The organism is Pseudomonas sp. P9_2 (assembly GCF_034008255.1).
In the GTDB taxonomy this organism is placed as follows: domain Bacteria; phylum Pseudomonadota; class Gammaproteobacteria; order Pseudomonadales; family Pseudomonadaceae; genus Aquipseudomonas; species Aquipseudomonas synxantha_A.
Genome location: NZ_CP125376.1, coordinates 722,642 through 741,956 on the forward strand (window position 1 = coordinate 722,642; position 19,315 = coordinate 741,956).

At 58.9% G+C, this 19,315-nt stretch carries 19 protein-coding genes and 5 tRNA genes; 9 read left to right on the forward strand and 15 right to left on the reverse strand.

Annotated elements, in window-relative coordinates; genetic code table 11:
- Positions 1 to 179: 179 nt before the first annotated feature.
- Complete coding sequence (locus QMK52_RS03100) at positions 180 to 1,304, forward strand: IS481 family transposase (protein WP_216091764.1); 1,125 nt, start codon at positions 180 to 182, stop codon at positions 1,302 to 1,304.
- A gap of 441 nt (positions 1,305 to 1,745) precedes the next feature.
- Here QMK52_RS03100 and ampE read toward each other — a convergent pair whose 3' ends face one another.
- The 3 genes from ampE to QMK52_RS03115 all read right to left on the reverse strand — a co-directional run bounded on the left by ampE (position 1,746) and on the right by QMK52_RS03115 (position 5,357).
- A complete protein-coding gene (gene ampE, locus QMK52_RS03105) occupies positions 1,746 to 2,582 on the reverse strand; it encodes a regulatory signaling modulator protein AmpE (protein WP_005784695.1) in 837 nt (278 codons plus the stop codon).
- Positions 2,579 to 3,142 (reverse strand): 1,6-anhydro-N-acetylmuramyl-L-alanine amidase AmpD, encoded by a 564-nt coding sequence (ampD, locus tag QMK52_RS03110; RefSeq protein WP_005784693.1) that lies wholly within the window; start codon positions 3,140 to 3,142, stop codon positions 2,579 to 2,581. Before ampD ends, ampE begins: the two co-directional genes overlap by 4 nt.
- A gap of 61 nt (positions 3,143 to 3,203) precedes the next feature.
- On the reverse strand, positions 3,204 to 5,357 hold the full coding sequence (locus QMK52_RS03115) for a DUF1631 domain-containing protein (RefSeq protein ID WP_005784691.1): 2,154 nt from the start codon (positions 5,355 to 5,357) through the stop codon (positions 3,204 to 3,206).
- Between the two features lie 245 nt (positions 5,358 to 5,602).
- Between QMK52_RS03115 and nadC the strand changes: the two genes are divergently transcribed.
- On the forward strand, positions 5,603 to 6,451 hold the full coding sequence (nadC, locus tag QMK52_RS03120) for a carboxylating nicotinate-nucleotide diphosphorylase (RefSeq protein WP_005784689.1): 849 nt from the start codon (positions 5,603 to 5,605) through the stop codon (positions 6,449 to 6,451).
- Positions 6,452 to 6,525: 74 nt separating this feature from the next.
- On the opposite strand, the gene QMK52_RS03125 is transcribed toward nadC, so the two are convergent.
- The 3 genes from QMK52_RS03125 to QMK52_RS03135 form a co-directional block, all read right to left on the reverse strand.
- Positions 6,526 to 6,831 (reverse strand): DUF6388 family protein, encoded by a 306-nt coding sequence (locus QMK52_RS03125; RefSeq protein ID WP_005784687.1) that lies wholly within the window; start codon positions 6,829 to 6,831, stop codon positions 6,526 to 6,528.
- A gap of 150 nt (positions 6,832 to 6,981) precedes the next feature.
- A tRNA-Thr gene (locus tag QMK52_RS03130) sits at positions 6,982 to 7,054 on the reverse strand.
- A gap of 63 nt (positions 7,055 to 7,117) precedes the next feature.
- Positions 7,118 to 7,531, reverse strand: coding sequence for a pilin (locus QMK52_RS03135; protein ID WP_005784685.1), 414 nt, complete (start codon positions 7,529 to 7,531; stop codon positions 7,118 to 7,120).
- Positions 7,532 to 7,730: 199 nt separating this feature from the next.
- Between QMK52_RS03135 and QMK52_RS03140 the strand changes: the two genes are divergently transcribed.
- From QMK52_RS03140 to yacG, 4 genes are read left to right on the forward strand one after another with little or no spacing between them, the layout of a single operon-like run.
- Complete coding sequence (locus tag QMK52_RS03140) at positions 7,731 to 8,939, forward strand: type II secretion system F family protein (RefSeq protein ID WP_194440117.1); 1,209 nt, start codon at positions 7,731 to 7,733, stop codon at positions 8,937 to 8,939.
- On the forward strand, positions 8,936 to 9,802 hold the full coding sequence (locus QMK52_RS03145) for a prepilin peptidase (RefSeq protein WP_194440116.1): 867 nt from the start codon (positions 8,936 to 8,938) through the stop codon (positions 9,800 to 9,802). Before QMK52_RS03140 ends, QMK52_RS03145 begins: the two co-directional genes overlap by 4 nt.
- The gene (coaE, locus tag QMK52_RS03150) at positions 9,799 to 10,422 is read left to right on the forward strand and encodes a dephospho-CoA kinase (protein WP_032877844.1); all 624 of its coding nucleotides are present in this window, start codon (positions 9,799 to 9,801) and stop codon (positions 10,420 to 10,422) included. The genes QMK52_RS03145 and coaE overlap by 4 nt, the downstream gene beginning before the upstream one ends.
- Positions 10,419 to 10,619: a DNA gyrase inhibitor YacG gene (yacG, locus tag QMK52_RS03155; RefSeq protein ID WP_005784677.1), complete on the forward strand. Its 201-nt coding sequence runs from the start codon at positions 10,419 to 10,421 to the stop codon at positions 10,617 to 10,619. Before coaE ends, yacG begins: the two co-directional genes overlap by 4 nt.
- Here yacG and QMK52_RS03160 read toward each other — a convergent pair.
- Positions 10,616 to 10,831, reverse strand: coding sequence for a hypothetical protein (locus QMK52_RS03160; RefSeq protein WP_003171680.1), 216 nt, complete (start codon positions 10,829 to 10,831; stop codon positions 10,616 to 10,618). The genes yacG and QMK52_RS03160 overlap by 4 nt on opposite strands.
- Positions 10,832 to 10,897: 66 nt before the next feature.
- Positions 10,898 to 11,587 (reverse strand): energy-coupling factor ABC transporter permease, encoded by a 690-nt coding sequence (locus tag QMK52_RS03165; protein ID WP_005784673.1) that lies wholly within the window; start codon positions 11,585 to 11,587, stop codon positions 10,898 to 10,900.
- Between the two features lie 274 nt (positions 11,588 to 11,861).
- Between QMK52_RS03165 and QMK52_RS03170 the strand changes: the two genes are divergently transcribed.
- From QMK52_RS03170 to QMK52_RS03180, 3 genes are read left to right on the forward strand one after another with little or no spacing between them, the layout of a single operon-like run.
- The gene (locus QMK52_RS03170; RefSeq protein WP_003188431.1) at positions 11,862 to 12,491 is read left to right on the forward strand and encodes a DUF1780 domain-containing protein; all 630 of its coding nucleotides are present in this window, start codon (positions 11,862 to 11,864) and stop codon (positions 12,489 to 12,491) included.
- Positions 12,492 to 12,544: 53 nt separating this feature from the next.
- Complete coding sequence (locus tag QMK52_RS03175) at positions 12,545 to 12,718, forward strand: DUF3094 family protein (protein ID WP_005784671.1); 174 nt, start codon at positions 12,545 to 12,547, stop codon at positions 12,716 to 12,718.
- Between the two features lie 60 nt (positions 12,719 to 12,778).
- Positions 12,779 to 14,077, forward strand: coding sequence for an NAD(P)/FAD-dependent oxidoreductase (locus QMK52_RS03180; RefSeq protein WP_005784669.1), 1,299 nt, complete (start codon positions 12,779 to 12,781; stop codon positions 14,075 to 14,077).
- Positions 14,078 to 14,183: 106 nt separating this feature from the next.
- Here QMK52_RS03180 and QMK52_RS03185 read toward each other — a convergent pair.
- The 7 genes from QMK52_RS03185 to rluD form a co-directional block, all read right to left on the reverse strand.
- Positions 14,184 to 14,260 (reverse strand) — tRNA-Pro (locus QMK52_RS03185).
- Positions 14,261 to 14,354: 94 nt separating this feature from the next.
- Positions 14,355 to 14,430, reverse strand: a tRNA-Lys gene (locus tag QMK52_RS03190).
- Between the two features lie 5 nt (positions 14,431 to 14,435).
- Positions 14,436 to 14,512, reverse strand: a tRNA-Pro gene (locus tag QMK52_RS03195).
- 9 nt (positions 14,513 to 14,521) lie between these two features.
- Positions 14,522 to 14,597, reverse strand: a tRNA-Asn gene (locus tag QMK52_RS03200).
- A gap of 295 nt (positions 14,598 to 14,892) precedes the next feature.
- A complete protein-coding gene (gene clpB, locus QMK52_RS03205; RefSeq protein ID WP_005784667.1) occupies positions 14,893 to 17,457 on the reverse strand; it encodes an ATP-dependent chaperone ClpB in 2,565 nt (854 codons plus the stop codon).
- Positions 17,458 to 17,592: 135 nt separating this feature from the next.
- On the reverse strand, positions 17,593 to 18,318 hold the full coding sequence (pgeF, locus tag QMK52_RS03210) for a peptidoglycan editing factor PgeF (protein WP_320403802.1): 726 nt from the start codon (positions 18,316 to 18,318) through the stop codon (positions 17,593 to 17,595).
- The gene (gene rluD, locus QMK52_RS03215; protein WP_320403803.1) at positions 18,315 to 19,277 is read right to left on the reverse strand and encodes a 23S rRNA pseudouridine(1911/1915/1917) synthase RluD; all 963 of its coding nucleotides are present in this window, start codon (positions 19,275 to 19,277) and stop codon (positions 18,315 to 18,317) included. Before rluD ends, pgeF begins: the two co-directional genes overlap by 4 nt.
- Positions 19,278 to 19,315 lie beyond the last annotated feature (38 nt).

Below are 19,315 nucleotides of genomic sequence, written 5' to 3' on the forward strand. Positions count from 1 at the left end.
AACGGCAGATCCGGAGAGCACATGTAGGAGGGCTTGCCCCCGTAACCACGATGCGAAGCGAGCCGCTCTTGATCTTGATCTGCTTTTGATCTTGATTGTACGGACCGGACACATGGTTGACGGGTGTGCGGGGACATGGTGGACACTTTTCGGCGAGCCAACTTCGCCGGAAAGCCATCATGCCTTGGAACACGAGAGATACCATGAGCCTGAAAGAAGAGTTCGTTGCCTTAGCACGGCAGCCCGGCAGTAATAAAAGAGAACTGTGTCGACGCTTCGGCATCAGCCCGCAAACGGCCTATAAATGGCTCAAACGATACGAGATGCAAGGGCAGTCGGGGCTGCAAGAAAAGTCCCGAAAACCAGCTACCAGTCCCAAACTGACCAATGCGGCCCTGGAGGCGGAGGTCGTAGCGCTCAGGCAGGAACATCCGGCCTGGGGCGGACGCACAATCAGCAGCATCTTGAAAAAGCAAATTGCTCCCAGCACAGTAACTAACGTGCTGCACCGACACGACCTGATTCAGCCCGTTCAGAAGGAACAGGAAGCAAAGCTGAGATTTGAACACGATGCGCCTAACGACCTTTGGCAGATGGACTTCAAAGGGCATTTCGCAACTCAAGAAGGTCGATGCCATCCCCTGACCTTGTTGGATGATCACTCGCGATTCAATTTAGCTATTCAGGCGTGTGATAACGAACGCGGGGGCACAGTGAAGGAGAAGATGATTGAGGTATTCCAACGCTTCGGATTGCCCGCTCGTATCAATGTTGATAACGGTCCTCCATGGGGATCGCCGCGCAACCCCGGTGAAATCACAGAGTTAAGTATCTGGTTGATTAGCTTGGGAATCCGGATCAGTTTCAGTCGCCCCTATCACCCTCAAACCAACGGAAAGATCGAGCGCTTTCATCGATCACTCAAGGCGGAGGTGCTTAATGGACGGCAATTTTCCACGATCAAGGAGGCTCAAACCGCATTTGATCAGTGGCGTGAGGTTTATAACCTGCAGCGTCCTCATCAAGCACTGGACTACAAGGTGCCCATGGACCGGTATCGGTCCAGCCCTTGGGCTTACCCGCAGCAGTTATCACCCTTCGAGTACGGGCCGGATGATGTGTCGATCAAGGCGTATCACAGCCGATTTCGTTTTCAGAAACGCTATTTCAGCATCGCCAAGGGCCTGAATGGTCATCACATCGGAATACGACCTAACCCTGAAAAAGACGGTCTCTTTGATGTTTACTTCTGCCATCACTTTCTAAGAACGATCGACCTGAGCAAACCTGACTATGGCCCATAATGTGTCAACCATGTCCCCGCACATGTGTCCACCATGTGTCCGGTCTATACAATCTTGATCTTAAGCGCCCCGTCAAACCACGCTGGCCGGAATTCGACAGGGATTTGGGGGGTAAACCGGCAGGGATGCCGGTTTAGCCGCCCCGCGCCATGGATGGCGCGTGGCGGCGGCCCCCCAAATCACTGGCGGATTACGGGCACACCGAGCCTAAGCGAGGTGCCGAGTGGTGGGGCAAGAGCCCTTTGGTTACTTTGGGGCTCTTTTCCAAAGTGACCCGCTGTAAAAGCGGAACCAACCGTGGCCGTTACCGCAGGAATGGATATGTACTCGGTCTGATCCAGCACCCTGGTCGGCCCGGAGGCCGCCATCGGGAGCAAGCCCCCTCCCACAAGAGGTGTAGATCCCGGTGGTCATCGGGGACAAGCCCACCTCCCACAGTATTCAGGGCAATACAGTCCAGATGGCAAACCCGGCATACCACAACACCGCCGCACGCAGCAGCAGCTCCCACAACCGATCCAGGCTATTGATGCCGTCAGCCCCCACCACTGGAGGAGGGATTTCAGCCGCGGCCAGCCCGACCTTTTCCATCAACTGCGCCGCGCTGATGTCCCAGCTCAGCAGTTCGTGGAGCATCACCCGACTGACCCCGACAAAGTTGCCCACCAAAGCAAAGCTCGCCGCCAACAGGCGTACCGGCAACCAGTCAAACGCGTGACGCAACTGCGCGGCACGTTCGGCCACCAAGGGGTTCTGGCTATGTTCGCTGGCCAGCGCCAACAGCCGGTAGGCCAAAGCCGCCACCGGGCCCAGCAGGAAATACCAGAAAATCACCGCAAAAAAGCTCTGGTACGCCTGCCACAACAGATAGCCCTGGACCCGCTCCAGCAATTGCTCGCCAGTGTCGGCGCCAAGCTTCAGGTCGCGCTCGGCCACATGCTCTGCAGCTTGCAGGTCGCCACGTCGCCAGGCATCACGGAACGGCCCCAGCCCTGCCAATAAATCACCACGGCCCAGGCTATAGATCACCACCAGCATGTGCACCGGTAACGCCAACAGGCCATAGGCCACCGGCTCCAGTACCAACAACAACAGCGCCAGCAACGCTACCGGCAGCAGCACCAGTAGCGTCAGGATCAGCCAGGGTCGCTTGCCCATGCGCGGGCTCGACTCCAGCTTGGCCAGCTCACGCAGCCATCCACCGTCGCGCTGCAACCGCAGGCGCAAGGCCGAGAACTTCTCGATCCACACCGCCAGCACCAACACCAGGAAACTCATTGTTCGTGTCCTCCATCCTGCAGGGCGCCGAGAAAGCGCGCCCAATCAAAAGCGGGGCCCGGGTCGGTCTTGCGCCCCGGAGCGATATCGCTGTGACCACAAATACGTTGGCGAGTGATCTTTGGGTAAGCCTTGAGCAACTGGCGCGTCAGCTCGGTCAGCGCCGCGTACTGGGCATCGGTGAACGGCAGTTCGTCTGTGCCTTCCAGTTCGATCCCCAGCGAGAAATCATTGCACACCTCGCGCCCCTCGAAGCTGGAAATACCGGCGTGCCAGGCCCGGTCCCGGCACGAGACAAATTGCGTCACAGTGCCGTCACGTTCAATCAGAAAATGCGCAGACACGCGTAGGTGGTCGATACCGGCAAAGTAGGGGTGCTCTGACACATCCAGACGATTCTGAAAAAACTCTTGCACCTTGCCCGTGGCAAACTGCGCTGGAGGCAAGCTGATGTTATGCACCACCAACAGCGAGATTTCGCCTTCAGGGCGCTCGTTGAAGTTGGGCGACGGGCAATGACGGATGCCCTGGCACCAACCGCTGGCGGGGTCCAACTGCATACAGGCTCCTGAAATGAGACGAGGTGTTACCAGTATGCCGCGTTCCACCCTGCGGTTGCGATCACTTGCCGCGTTTGAGTTGACGCAGGTCGCCCATCACCGCAGCCAATGCACGCTCGAACAAAGGGCCATCATCCAGCGTGCGCAGCACACCACGCTTGAACGCATGGGCTAACTGGTCGGTAGTTTTTTCCAGAACCTTGAGCCCGGTGCGGCTGACGAAAATACAGGTATTGGCAGGCGGCATGATTGCCGTCAACTTGCAGCGCAGGGTGATTTCCTGATCGTGCTGAAACGCTACCCAGGCGCCGATCTGCAACTGCCTGGCCTTGAGCAGGTCGGGGTCATCATCGGGCAGCGGCGCAACGACGGACGGCGCACCGGTGCCAAGCGTGAAGGACTCACGGACTTCGACCAGCACTTCGGCGCCGTCGCCCCCGCAACACTGAACATGCATGGTCTGCAACCGCCGGAAAAATTCACGGGTGCTGAAAGAGTCGAACGCCGCAGCGGCCAAACCGTCACGCAACGCCTTGAGCAACGCGGGTAGTTGCTCAAGCAAATGCCGGCCCGCTTCGGTGTCTTCCCGCAGGCCGACGCTCCAGATCAACTCATCCAGGGTGCGCAGCGCTGCCTGCCATTGCAGCGACTGTCCGCCATGCTTGAGCATGGCCAATAGCAACACCTGGCTCCAGGCTTGCTGGAGGAATTGCACCACAAACTGCGGCAGAACCTTGCCCGCCAGCCTTCGATCAAGCACCTGCGCCACACGTTGGCGGGCAGCCTCGGTATGCAGGCGCTCCTGCTCGGCCTCTCGGGTATGGCGCTCAAGCAACTCGCTGCGCCTGGATTCATCAGCGGTAAACGCGCTGAATTGGGTCAGTAGCTGGGAGAAAATCGCCGGGTCTTCAACAAACTCATTCAATAAACGCTGCACGACCTGCTCGACACACAGGTACAGAGTATCGCGGGAGGCGTCTTCGGGCGGGCTCCAGCCCATGACGGCGCCCGCGATGTCATTGAGCAAGCGTCGCGCCGGATGGCGCGTGCAACTGAACAGGCTCTTGTCCAGCACGGCGACTTTCAGCAAGGGGATCTGCAAACGGGCGATCAGGCCCTTGAACGCGTCCGGCACGCTGCTATCACCGAGTATGAAGGCGAACAGCATAGCGAACAGATTGATTACATCTTCGTCAGCCTCTTCCAGGACCCGCGACTTGCCACTCTTGACGCTGACTCGGGTGAGCAGCTGTTCAAGCTGGTTACGCAGGTCGAAATCGTCTTCAACCTCGGGCTCGGGGACGTACTGCTGCAAATGCGACAGCAGGCGTAGCAGATCACGGGTGGCAATGGGTTGCGGCTCGGCACTGGCTTCGAGGGTCGGCGCCACGCTGCCACGCACGGCTTGCAGTAACTTCTGCAATGCGCTGAACGCTTGCTGGCCGCTTTTATCGAGCGGCGGGTCGACGATCGGCTGGCTGGCGCGTTGGTGTTCCCGGCTGGCGCGCCCGCCGGGACGACGGGATGGCACGGCCTTGAGTTCAGGCAGTACACCAACGGCGACCAGCAGTTGATTGGCTTCGCCATACAACAGGTCCGCGTCACTGAGCACGTATTTTTCAAAGAGCTTGAGCATGATCAGTTTGACGCGGATTTCCACCCCCAGGCTGCGCCCTGCCTGCAGAAAAAACTCACAGAGCAGTGCCGGGCCCAGTGGGTTCGCCTGGTCATCCAGGCGCCGGCCCAGCAATTGGCTCATGCGCGCGCTTAACTGTCCCAGGGCCAAGCCATCACGATGCCGCACCCGACTGAGCATCGCCTCAAGGGCTACGGCTTTTTCCATGTCGTCGGCACTGGTACCGGATACCGCTTCGTAGGACACCACCGGCACCAGGTGCAGATCGCCGCTTCCGGCCTGGCCCAGATTGGCGAAGGCGACAAACAGCTGCTCCATGAACACGCGTTCGAAGTTCTTGCGCTTGAGGCGCAGGTCGCGCATTGCTTCGAAAAAAATATGATGGTCGACGGTGCTTCGGGCCTTGTCAGCCATTTCGAACAGGGTGTCGTCGGCGTTATCGAACAGTTCCTGCAAACCCTGCTGCAATTGTTGCGCGGCCTTGTCACGCACCTGCAGCAACACCACCGGCAGGCGCGCGAGCGGCGATGGCGTGGCCTGTGCCCTGTTGATAGGCACCACCTTTCCGTCATTGTGCATCCTGGCCTCCTGAAACGGCGGTGTTGAGAGGGGCAAAGAACGGGGCAGGCACGGCAGTGCGCTGCATATAAACCGGCTACCACCTCGACGTCAAAGCTATGACGCCAATTGAAAGGCGCGAGATTATCTTGCAAAGGAGGGGGGTTGCGCCAGCAAACTCTGCCTTTACGCTGTAAATGAGCGGCGCGCTGGGTTCGAACGCACGCAGCCCCTATAATCCAGGCACTTTGTTTGTGGAGCCTGTTATGCCGAACCTCCGTCTTGCCGACCTCACCGCCGAAATCGAAGCCAACGTGCGCCGCGCACTGCTGGAAGACATAGGCAGTGGCGATATCACCGCGCAGTTGATCCCCGCCGAACGGCTGGCCAAGGCCACGATCATTACCCGCGAAGCGGCTGTTATTGCCGGTACGGCCTGGGTGGATACGGTATTTCGCCAACTGGACCCACGGGTCGCCGTGCATTGGCAGGTGGCCGACGGTGAACGTGTCAGCCCCAACCAGGCGCTGTTCCACCTTGAAGGCCCGGCACGCTCGCTGCTCACAGGTGAACGCAGTGCGCTGAATTTTTTACAGATGCTGTCAGGTGTAGCCACCCGAGCGCAGTTCCTGGCGGACTTTGTCGCCAGTACCCAGGTCAAGCTGCTGGACACTCGCAAGACATTACCGGGCCTGCGCCTGGCGCAAAAATACGCGGTCACCTGTGGCGGTTGCCACAATCACCGCATCGGGCTGTATGACGCGTTCCTGATCAAGGAAAACCATATTGCCGCCTGCGGTGGCATTGCCCAGGCGATTACGGCCGCCCACAAGATCGCCCCAGGCAAGCCGGTGGAAATCGAAGTGGAAAACCTGGATGAGTTGCGCGAAGCCCTGGCGGCGGGAGCCGACATCATCATGCTCGATGAACTGAGCCTGGTAGACATGCGCGAGGCCGTGCGCTTGAACGCCGGCAAGGCCAAGCTGGAAGCCAGCGGCGGGATCAATGAAAGTACCCTGCTGCCTATCGCTGAAACCGGTGTGGACTTCATCTCCATCGGCGCGATGACCAAGGATGTGAAGGCAGTGGATCTGTCGATGCGCCTGAGTATCTGAGTAGTTGCCAGCTGCAAGCTGCAAGAAGGCTGCGAGACAACTTGCCGCTTGCAGCTTGAAACTCGCGGCTGCTTTTAAACTACAAGATTATTCATCTCGCAGTACTCGTCCCATTCGACGCCCAGCACCTCGGCCGCCTCTTTATGCAAGGCCAACCGCGCAGCTTCGAATTCTTCCGGTGTCGAGGTGTACTTGAGGGTCAACTCCCAAGGCTGGAGGTTCTGGCTCTCTGCCTCGTCCTCGAATGCCCACTGAATCTGATCGCGCTGGTCGTCAGCGCTCAGGTCCTTGATCTCTTCTTTAAGCTGCGGCGACTCCTCAAGGTATTGCTTGAGTGCTTCTTCGTGACGCGCTTGCTGGGTTATCTCAGTCGTGGTCATGTCGTTCTCTTGGATCGAGGAATGGGGATGCATCTGGGTCATCAAGGTTGCGCAGATACAAAAGAGCGAGCACGAATGCCGACTCGTCTGGCCTTCAGAACCATTCTGGGATCATCTGAAAACATTGCCTTTGAAGCAGTGGTGCGCTTTTGCCCGAGACAGGAATCGAACCTGCGACCTTCGCGTTACGAGTGCGCTGCTCTACCGGCTGAGCTACACGGGCGGTGGGCTAAAGCTAGCACTGCATTGGTCATGCAGCAACTGACTCGCTCACCGCCCGGCGCCATCACGCGCCGTTGGCAGAGCAGCCCTTGGCAACGTACTGCGGATCCGCTGTGGTAGCACAGGTCCATCCGCTGGTTGCGTTGCGGGTCAAGGTGATGGTCTTGCCCAGCACGGGCGCTGGCGCATCGAGGATTTCACAGCTGATGGAGCCGGCGCCCGAGGCTACATCTCCTGTCACGTCGATCTTGCAATTGGCAGTGGGGCTGTTGCCACCGATCAACGACACAGTGGGCACAGTGCCCTGGTTGATGACGTCTTCATAACCGGCCTTCAACGCGCTGATTTCAGCCAGCCCCGCCGTAAACTTGGCCTTGGCCTGGTGCTTGGTGTACATGGGCAAACCGATGGTGGCCAAAATGCCGATGATTGCCACAACGATCAACAACTCGATCAAGGTAAAGCCTTTTTGACGCATCTCTTTCACTCTCCAGAATAAAACCATGACAAGGCGCGTCCTGCGCCCCGAAGTGTGCAACGGCGCCAGTGTACCCACCACCACGAAGCCCATCGCCTGCAAGACGCACATTCTGACACTTTATCCCATAACACCAGCCGTCCCGAATCCGCCACCTGACTACGCTATAAATTCTTCACTGCCGGGTGCGCAAACCGATATGAACGACACGTCAACGATCTATGCCTGGGAAGGTATCAACCGCAAAGGACGCAGGGTGACCGGGCAAACCGCTGGCGACAGCCTTGCGCTGATCAAGGCACAACTGCGCCAGCAAGGGATCTGCCCCGAGCGTGTGTGCAAGAAGCCTCGATCACGCTCGGCTTTCACCCCGCGAATCCTGCCAGCCGATATCGCCCTGTTTACTCGCCAGTTGGCGACCTTGCTCAAAGCCGGCATCCCGCTGCTGCAAGCCTTCGACATCATCAGTGAAGGTTTTGAAAACCCGCAGGTGCGTGAACTGGTCAAGGCGTTGAAACAACAGATCGCCAGCGGCAATAACCTGGCCGCAGCGCTACGCCTGCACCCGCGTTACTTCGATGACCTGTACTGCAACCTGGTAGCTGCCGGAGAACAGGCCGGTGCTTTGGAAACCCTGCTGGAGCGCGTGGCAATTCATCTGGAAAAAAGCCAACAGCTCAAAGCCAGGATCAAAAAAGCCATGACTTACCCTGTCGCAGTCCTGGTAGTCGCTACACTAGTCAGCACAGTGCTGTTGATACACGTCGTGCCTCAGTTCCAGCATCTGTTTGCCGGGGTCGACAGCCAACTGCCCGGGTTTACCCTGGGGGTCATTGCCCTGTCCGAGTTCTTGCAACAAGCGTGGTGGATACTCGTGCTGGGCCTGGTCGTGGGGGTGGGCGGGCTGCGCCACGCCTACCGCCGTTACCCTGGCTTTCGCCATTGTCTGCAAGGGCATTTGTTGAAAGCGCCCCTGGCAGGCAAACTGCTGCAAAAAACCGCCGTCGCCCGCTACGCCCGCACGCTTTCGACCACGTTTGCAGCGGGTGTCCCGCTGGTCCAGGCATTGGGCTCGGTAGCCGGAGCCGTCGGCAATGACCCCTTCAAACAGGCAATCGAACGTATGCGCCACGATGTATCCACAGGCATGCAGTTGAATCAATCCATGCACAGCTGCGGTTTGTTTCCCGGCATGGCGATCCAGATGACCGCCATTGGAGAGGAGTCCGGCACCCTGGACCGGATGCTGGAAAAAGTCGCGAACCACTACGAGTCGGACGTCGACACCCTGGTCGATAACCTCACCAGCCTGATGGAGCCGCTGATCATGGTTGTCCTGGGGGCCATTGTCGGCGCGCTGGTGATCGCGATGTACCTGCCGGTCTTTCAATTGGGTACGGCCTTTTGAGCCTGCTGCTGAGCGAGCAGCCCTGGGCGTTTGCCTGCATGGCACTGGTGCTCGGCCTGATCATCGGCAGTTTCATCAACGTGCTGGTCTGGCGCCTGCCCAAAATGCTCGAACGCGAATGGCGTGCCCAGGCGCATGAGGTCCTCGGCCTGCCAACCGAGCCCGCCGGGCCGGTGTACAACCTGATGCGCCCGAACTCCTGCTGTCCGCGCTGCAACCAGCCGATTCGGCCCTGGGAAAATATCCCGCTGCTCAGCTTCCTGATGCTCAGGGGTCGTTGCGCCCATTGCCGTGAGCCCATCAGCGTCCGCTATCCCCTGACCGAAGTGACGTGCGCGCTGATCACCGCCGCCGTTGCCTGGCATTTCGGCTTCGGCTGGCAAGCCGCTGCGGTGATGTTGCTGAGCTGGGGCTTGCTGGCCATGAGCCTGATTGACCTGGACCACCAATTGCTGCCGGATGTGCTGGTACTGCCGCTGCTCTGGCTGGGGCTGGTCCTCAACAGCGCTGACCTGCTGGCAATACTGCCCGATGCACTGTGGGGCGCGGTTATTGGCTACATGAGCCTATGGAGCGTGTTCTGGCTATTCAAGCTGGCTACCGGCAAGGATGGCATGGGCCATGGCGATTTCAAGTTATTGGCATTGCTGGGGGCCTGGGGGGGCTGGCAGATCCTGCCAATGACGTTGCTGATGGCCTCGCTGATGGGCGTGTTTGCAGGGCTGATCCTGCTGCGCTTGCGCAAGGTCCAAACGTCGACGCCGATGCCCTTTGGGCCGTGCCTGGCAATTGCCGGCTGGATTGCATTGCTCTGGGGTGGTCAAATAACCGACTTCTATTTGCAGTCTGTCGGTTTCAGATGACCACTTCTGTCGCAACACCCTGGATTCTTGGCCTCACAGGCGGCATTGGCAGCGGCAAAAGCGCTGCGGCCGAGCACTTTATCGACCTGGGCATCGACCTGGTGGACGCCGATCATGCTGCCCGCTGGGTCGTCGAACCCGGGCGGCCGGCACTGGCGCGCATTGCCGAGCATTTTGGCGACGGCGTGCTGCTACCCGACGGTCAGCTGGATCGCGCCGCGCTGCGCAAACTGATCTTTGAGGTACCGCAAGAACGTCTGTGGCTGGAAGCCTTGCTGCACCCGCTGATTGCCGAGGAAATTCGCAGCCACCTGGCACGCGCCCAGTCGCCTTACGCGATCCTGGTGTCACCGCTGCTGATCGAGTCCGGCCAATACAGCATGACCCAGCGCATCCTGGTGATCGACGTGCCGCAATCGCTGCAGATTCAGCGTACCCTGCAGCGCGATGGCATCAGCGAACAACAGGTGCAGGCGATTCTCAAGGCCCAATCGAGCCGCGAAGACCGCCTGAACCATGCCGATGACGTGCTGGTCAACGATAAGGACCTTGCCTGGCTGCACGGCGAGGTCGAGCGACTGCACCACTTTTACCTTACTTTGCGTGGAGGCCGATCATGAGCCAACCCTTGACCGTCGACTGCCCAACCTGCGGTGCACCCGTGGAATGGAAAGCGGCCAACCTCAACCGGCCGTTCTGCTCGGACCGTTGCAAACTCATTGACCTGGGTGCCTGGGCCGCAGAGGAACACAAGATCCCCGTGGCCCCGGATGCCGAAGACGAACTGTTTTCCGAAGACCTGCCGCCGCGCCACTAAGGCCGCATAAAGGCATATTCCTGCTGGTCGTCGAGGTTTTCTGCAAGGTATTGCAACTCGTCGGCCAGGTCTTCAAAACTGCGTACGCCCTTGCTTTGCTGCACCACGGCACTGAGCATGGCGCGTAAGGTCAAGCCGGGATCGAAACCGATTTCCTGCGCTGCGTCCTGGCTTCTGCGCAACTCCTGCCGTGCCCACTCGTACACACTCATGATCCGTGCTCCAGAAAAAATTTTGCAGAGCATGGACCTGCGCCGGTGCCAGGCATTTGACCTGGATCAACGCCGTGAATCGTCGTCCTTCCAGGGGGCCGAGAGATAGCGAGTTCGGTTGAAGGTCTCCAGCCATTCCGGGCAAAACACCACCAACGCGCTGACGACCATGCCGTTGATAAAGGCTTCAGGGAAGATGATCAGCCACAGGTAACCTACAAAGTCCTCCAACCATTCCGGCATCGCAAAGCGGCCGTCGAACCACAACAGGCCCAGGCCGGCCAAAAGACACAACAATGCCGACAGCGCCGCCGCGAAAAAGCCGGAACAGAAAATATACACAAAGGGGTTTCGCGGTTGCGCCCGCTCGACCAACAGCGCGCAGCTTTCGGTGACCAGCACCGGCAACCCGACCAGAAGCAGGCCGTTGACGCCAAGGGCGGCCAGATCCTGGCGCCCCAGCAATATCAAGCCGAACTGGGCAGCAAACCCACCGACGATTGCCAGCGGCCAATCCAGCAACAAGGTCACGGCGGTCATGCCGATAAAGTGGTACGAGACCCCGGTATCGAAATCCCGGCGCACCAGCCACAGCATAAACAACGCGAACACCGTACCGAACAGCAAATGCTGGCGCCGTCGGTCGGCGAACAATTCGACCCAAGGCGAGCGCAACATCGCCCACATCACCACCGGCGCATATAACAGCCAGCCAATGCCGAGGGTCATGGGCGCCAGAACAGCTGCACTGATCACAGATGCACTACCTCTACAAAAAGCTTGCTGCCGAGTGAGCAGTCTACACCTGCGTTTTAACATTGGTCTGGGTCGAAGCGAGATTCAAATGTGGGAGGGGGCTTGCTCCCGATTGCGGTGTGCCAGTCTAAGTAATTTTGACTGACCCACTGCTATCGGGAGCAAGCCCCCTCCCACATTTGGATCTCACTGGCATAGATACCCAGCTGTTTCAGCAGCAACTCGGTGCAAGCAGGACTTCCTGTGGTCATCATTTGAACGCTAAGCTGGGAATATGGATGACTCAGATTATTTGCGCCTGCTCACCGTAGCAGCCGAACAAGCCAATGCGTTTCTGTCCAATGCCCGCAAATGGGAGCGTGAGCGTTGGGTCTGCCAGCGCCTGCTGCAGGGCTTGAATGTGCCCTACCGCGTCGAAGAGTTTCACGCTGCGGGCCAGGAGCCGCCGGATGTATTGTTTCGCGACGCCAGTTTCGAGGTATTTTTCGTGCTGGACGAGGGACGCCGCCTGAACGACGAATGGCGCGATGAATTGCTGCGCAGGCGTAGCGCGTTCTCTTTGAGCCAACTAGTGCGGCGCGAAGCCAAGCCACGACGCATTCCCGCCCATGAGTTTTTGTTGCGCCTGGCACCGACACTGCGCAAAAAAGCACATAACTACAAAGAACGCGGCATGGACCTGGGGGAGTTGGACCTTATCGCTTTCACCAGCCTCAAACGCGAAGTGCTGGACCTCAACAGCCACTTTCCGCCGCCAACTGAATACCTGCGCCAGGGCTGGCGCTCACTGTCACTGGTGGGGCCAACCTTCGCGCGCGTACTGTTCGCACACCCGGACGCGCCGGACTTCTTGCGCAACAACCTGGGCCGCAGCATAGTGTTCGATGTGGGCATCAGCCTTTGAACCCTTGGCTGTAACGTGGCGCCCTTTTGCAACGTCTACCTGACGAGGCCTTTATGACCAGCCGCCTGAACCCCGATGACCAACAGCATGTCCAAGAGTACCTGCAACTCTCCCAGCACAGAGTCGAGCGCAAGCCTTTCCGGCCATGGCTGCTCCTTTGTGTGGTGCTGGTAGTGGTGATCGGGCTCGGCGTGCTGAGCCGCCTATTGAGTTACCTGACGCTATGAGCTGCCTTGCGCTCGCGGGGGTAACTGCTCCGATTTCTTTTAGCCTTGCGAGATATCCCCATGACCCATCGTATTATTATCGTCGGCGGCGGCGCCGGCGGCCTGGAGTTGGCTACCCGCCTGGGTAAGACTCTGGGCAAGCGCGGCAAGGCCAGCATCACGCTGGTTGACGCCAACCTGACTCACATCTGGAAGCCTCTGCTGCACGAAGTGGCTGCCGGCTCGCTGAACTCTTCGGAAGACGAACTCAATTACGTCGCCCAGGCGAAATGGAACCACTTCGAGTTCCAGCTTGGGCGCATGAGTGGGCTTGACCGTGAACAGAAGAAAATCCAGCTGGCCGCCACCCTCGATGAAGAAGGCCGCGAGCTGGTGCCCGCGCGCGTACTGGGCTATGACAGCCTGGTCATTGCCGTAGGCAGTACCACCAACGACTTCGGCACCGAGGGTGCGGCGCAGCATTGCCTGTTTCTCGATACCCGCAAGCAAGCCGAGCGCTTTCACCAACAACTGCTCAACCACTACCTGCGCGCCCATGCCGGACAAACCGATGCCGTTGAACAAATCAGCGTGGCCATCGTCGGTGCCGGCGCCACCGGGGTGGAGTTGGCCGCCGAGCTGCATAACGCAGCCCATGAACTGGCCGCCTATGGCCTGGACCGCATCAAACCGGAAAACATGCACATTACCCTGATCGAAGCCGGCCCGCGGGTATTGCCTGCCCTGCCGGAGCGGATCGGCGGCCCGGTGCATAAAACCCTGGAAAAACTCGGGGTGACCGTGCTGACCAACTCGGCGGTCAGCGAAGTAACCGCAGACGCGCTGATTACCAGCAGCGGCCAAGTGATCCCCGCCAGCCTCAAGGTATGGGCAGCCGGGATCCGCGCACCAGGTTTCCTCAAAGACATCGATGGCCTGGAAACCAACCGCATCAATCAGCTTCAGGTGCTGCAAACACTGCAAACCACCCGCGATGAAAACATCTTCGCCTTTGGCGATTGCGCCGCCTGCCCGCAACCTGGCACAGACCGCAATGTGCCCCCACGGGCCCAGGCTGCGCATCAGCAGGCTTCGTTGTTGGCCAAGTCGCTGAAATTGCGCATTGAAGGCAAGGATCTGCCGACCTACAAGTACACCGACTACGGCTCGCTGATCTCGCTGTCGCGGTTCTCGGCGGTAGGTAACCTGATGGGTAACCTGACTGGCAGCGTGATGCTGGAGGGCTGGTTGGCGCGGATGTTCTACGTGTCGCTGTACCGTATGCACCAGATGGCTCTGTACGGGTTTTTCCGCACGGCGATGCTGATGCTGGGCAGCAAAATTGGCCGAGGCACCGAACCGCGCCTCAAACTCCACTAACACTGTGGGAGGGGGCTTGCCCCCTCCCACAGGGGTTATGCGGAGAATTCAGGATTCGCGCGCGCAAAAAAAATCCCCGTATCTTTCGATACGGGGATTTTTAATATGGTCGGGGTAAGGGGATTCGAACTCCTGACATCCTGCTCCCAAAGCAGGCGCGCTACCGGACTGCGCTATACCCCGGTAAAAAAAAGGCGACCTTTCAGTCGCCTTCTTCGATCAGCGCTTTTGGCCTCTGATCTTAAGATTCGATTCCAGCCTGAACTGGTCTCAAAAATGGTGGGTCGTGTGGGATTCGAACCTACGACCAATTGGTTAAAAGCCAACTGCTCTACCAACTGAGCTAACGACCCAAATATGGTCGGGGTAGGGGGATTCGAACTCCCGACATCCTGCTCCCAAAGCAGGCGCGCTACCGGACTGCGCTATACCCCGATTTGAAATTGGCTCCGTGACCAGGACTCGAACCTGGGACCCAATGATTAACAGTCATTTGCTCTACCGACTGAGCTATCACGGAACTACATATTTCAAATTTACTGCTGTGTAACCTTCTCTTCGACCCTGTCCGTATCGCTACGTTAGCATCTCTGAGGCGCGCTATTCTACAATCTTAAAAACCCCTGTCAACCCTTTAAATTGCTTTTAAGACAATGATTTGCGCTTCTTTCTGATTTCTTCTTGGGGAGAAGAAACCCGTGGGCTGACGTTGCTGCGGGGCGCACTTTACAAGCCTTTGCCTTACAGTTCAACGCCCTATCGAAAAAAAAGGCCTCGCAATGCGAGGCCTCTTGTTATTACACCGGTTGCAGGTCTCAGTGGAAGACGATTTCGTCGTCTTTCACCGTTGCCGTGACGCGAGTGCCCGGCATAAAGCTGCCCGACAGGATCAACTGTGCCAGCGGGTTCTCGATCCAGCGCTGGATCGCACGCTTCAACGGCCGTGCGCCATACACCGGGTCGTAGCCCACTGCGATCAGCTTGTCCAACGCCTCGCCGCTCAGCTCAAGGTCGAGCTCACGCTCAGCCAGGCGACTGCGCAGGCGGCCCAACTGGATTTCGGTGATACCCGCAATCTGATCCCGTGCCAGAGGCTCGAAGATCACCACTTCATCCACCCGGTTGATGAATTCCGGGCGGAAGTGGGTGGTCAAGGCGTCCATCACCGCTGCGCGCTGGGCCTCGCGATCCCCCACCAGTTCCTGGATCTGTGCCGAGCCCAGGTTGGAGGTCATCACGATCACCGTATTGCGAAAGTCCACCGTACGCCCGTGGCTGTCCGTCAAGCGACCATCTTCCAGCACCTGCAGCAAAATGTTGAACACATCCGGGTGCGCCTTCTCGACCTCATCCAGCAGGATCACCGAGTAAGGCTTGCGTCGCACGGCTTCGGTCAGGTAACCGCCCTCCTCGTAGCCCACATAGCCTGGTGGTGCGCCGATCAGGCGAGCCACCGAGTGTTTCTCCATGAACTCGGACATATCAATGCGCACCATGGCCTCTTCAGTATCAAAGAGGAACTCGGCCAGGGCCTTGCACAGCTCAGTCTTACCTACGCCGGTCGGGCCGAGGAACATGAACGAGCCGCTTGGACGGTTCGGGTCGGACAAGCCGGCACGGGAGCGCCGTACCGCATTGGATACCGCCACCACAGCCTCTTCCTGACCGATGACGCGCTGGTGCAACAAACTTTCCATTTTCAGCAGTTTGTCGCGCTCGCCTTCGAGCATTTTCGAGACAGGAATGCCGGTCCACTTGGAGACCACTTCGGCGATCTCCTCCTCGGTCACCTTGCTGCGCAGCAACTGGTTCTCAGGCTTGCCGTGCTGGTCGACCATCTGCAGGCTGCGTTCCAGGTCCGGAATCACACCATATTGCAACTCAGCCATGCGGCTCAGATCGCCTTTACGACGCGCGGCTTCCAGTTCCTGACGGGACTGCTCGATTTTCTGCTGGATCTGCGCCGAACCCTGTACTTCGGCTTTTTCCGAGGTCCAGATTTCTTCGAGGTCCGAATACTCACGCTCCAGACGGACGATTTCTTCCTGAAGTTTTTCCAGGCGTTTCTTCGCTGCCTCGTCCTCTTCCTTCTTCAACGCTTGGGATTCTACTTTCAGTTGAATCAGGCGCCGATCCAGGCGGTCGAGCACTTCCGGCTTGGAGTCAATCTCCATGCGAATGCGGCTGGCCGCTTCGTCGATCAGGTCGATGGCCTTGTCCGGCAACTGACGATCGGTGATGTAGCGATGGCTCAGCTTGGCCGCCGCAATGATCGCGCCATCAGTGATCGCCACCTTATGGTGGACCTCATAGCGTTCTTTCAGGCCCCGCAGGATCGCGATGGTGTCTTCTTCGCTTGGTTCTTCCACCAGCACTTTCTGGAAACGCCGCTCAAGGGCCGCATCCTTTTCAATGTACTGACGGTATTCGTTGAGGGTGGTCGCACCGACGCAATGCAACTCGCCCCGCGCCAAGGCCGGCTTGAGCATGTTGCCAGCATCCATCGAGCCTTCGCCTTTACCGGCGCCGACCATGGTGTGCAGTTCGTCGATAAACAGAATGATCTGGCCTTCCTGCTTCGACAATTCATTAAGCAGGGATTTCAGTCGTTCTTCGAACTCGCCACGGAACTTGGCACCGGCGATCAGGGCCCCCATGTCCAGGGACAACAGGCGCTTGCCTTTCAAGCCGTCCGGCACTTCACCATTAATGATGCGCTGGGCCAGGCCCTCGGCAATCGCGGTTTTACCCACGCCAGGTTCACCGATCAGCACCGGGTTGTTCTTGGTGCGACGCTGCAGGACCTGGATGGTGCGACGAATCTCATCGTCACGACCAATCACCGGGTCGAGCTTGCCTTCTTCGGCACGCTTGGTCAGGTCGACGGTGTATTTGTCCAGGGCCTGTCGCGACTCCTCATGGTTGGGGTCGTTCACGGCCTCGCCGCCACGCAGGTTGTTGATAGCGTTTTCCAGGGCTTTCTTGCTCACGCCCTGCCCCAGCAACAATTTGCCGAGCTTGCTGTTGTCGTCCATGGCGGCGAGCAGCACCAGTTCGCTGGAGATGAACTGGTCACCCTTCTGCTGGGCCAGTCGGTCCGCCTGATTGAGCAGGCGCGCCAGGTCCTGGGACATATTCACGTCGCCGGTAGGGTTTTGGATTTTCGGCAGCTGGTCGAGCTCTTTGCTCAACTCCTTGCGCAGGCTGTTGATGTCAAAGCCCACCTGCATCAACAAGGGCTTGATAGAGCCACCTTGTTGCTCCAGAAGCGCCTGCATCAAGTGTGCCGGCTCAATCGCCGGATGGTCGAGGCCGACCGCCAGGGATTGGGAGTCCGATAAGGCCAACTGCAATTTGCTGGTTAAACGATCAATACGCATTAGTCACCTTCCTTTTGAGCAGGCCGGAGCTATGAACAAACACATCCTGAATGAAGAAACCTGCCAGATACCCTTATAGATGGGGTGGATTCTGGGGGTTTCAAGCGGCGGACGGTTGATACAGGTCAGGACAGTCTAGCGTTCAAGCCAGATAAGGGAGGCGAATCGGCCCGTACGCGGGCTGCGGCGATAAGAAAAGAAGCGTGGATCGGTCACGGTGCAAAAACCACCACCATATACAGCGGTGACACCGTTTGCTGCCAGACGCAGGCGCGCCAGCTGGTAGATGTCGGCCATGAACTTGCCGGGGTTGTGGCTGGGAACAAAGGCTTCAGTGGTGGCCGGCAGTTGCTGCATGAAGGCTTCACGTACTTCCGGGCCGACCTCAAAGGCTTGCGGGCCAATGGCTGGGCCGAGCCAGACCAGGACGTCTTCAGGAGCAGTATCCAGGCTTTCGAATGCAGCCTCCAGTACGCCAGCCGCCAAGCCACGCCAACCGGCATGGGCTGCGGCAACCCGGGTACCCGCCCGATTACAGAACAGCGCAGGCAGGCAATCGGCGGTCATGGATGTGCAAGCGATGCCGGGGGTGCTGGTCCAACTGCCATCTGCCTCGACAGTACGGCCTGGATCGGCCTCAACCACGTGAGTACCGTGGACCTGGCGCAACCAGGCAGGCCGGATATCGAAGGCGCCGCTCAGACGACGGCGATTTTCAAGGACTGCCTCAAGGCTGTCCTCGACGTGATCGCCCAGGTTAAGGCTGTCGAACGGCGCCAGACTGACGCCGCCCGCACGAGTGGTGACGCAGGCTTTGACCTGAGACGGCGCGGGCCAGTCAGGAATCAGCCAGTCACTCATCCGATAAACGCCTCACGATCCTGCTTGAGCAGCGACAACAACCAGACCAGGTCGTCTGGAAGTGGCGATTCCCAGCTCATGCGCTTACCGCTCGTCGGATGATCCAGTTCCAGGAAGCGTGCGTGCAGTGCCTGGCGCGGGAAGGACTTCAGCGATTCGACCATTGTCTGGCTTGCCGCTGGCGGAATACGGAAGCGCCCACCGTAGGCAGGATCGCCGACCAACGGGAAGTTGATATGCGCCATGTGCACGCGAATCTGGTGAGTGCGCCCGGTTTCCAGCTTGACCCGCACATGGGTGTGGGAGCGGAAACGCTCCAGCACACGGTAGTGGCTGACGGCTTGCTTGCCGCCTTCCATCACCGCCATACGCTGGCGCTGCTGGCCGTGGCGACCAATCGGTGCGTTGATCTTGCCCCCGGCCACCACCACACCGATCACGATGCACTCGTAGATCCGGCTGACGCTGCGACTCTGCAACTGAGTAACAAGCTGCGTCTGCGCCTGAATGGTCTTGGCCACCACCATCAAACCGGTGGTGTCCTTGTCCAGACGGTGCACGATGCCGCAGCGCGGGACATTGATGATGTCCGGGACGTGGTGCAACAGGGCATTGAGCAAAGTGCCATCAGCGTGCCCGGCAGCCGGGTGAACCACCAGGCCAGCGGGTTTGTTGATGACCAGGATGTCTTCGTCTTCATAGACGATATCCAGCTCGATGTCCTGGGCGACCCATTCTCCCTGGGCTTCCTGCTCGGCAGTCAGCTCAAGAATCGCACCGCCATGGACTATGTCTCGCGGGCGGATAACCGCTCCATCCACAGTCAGGCGGCCGTCTTTGATCCAGGCGGAAAGGCGCGAGCGCGAGTGCTCAGCGAATAATTGTGCGGCGACTTGATCGAGGCGTTGGCCGCCCAATTCGGACGGCACCTCTGCGCGAAGTTCAATTTTATCGGACATGCTCAGACTAGGCGTGGCACAGCCTTTGGTTTCGGCTG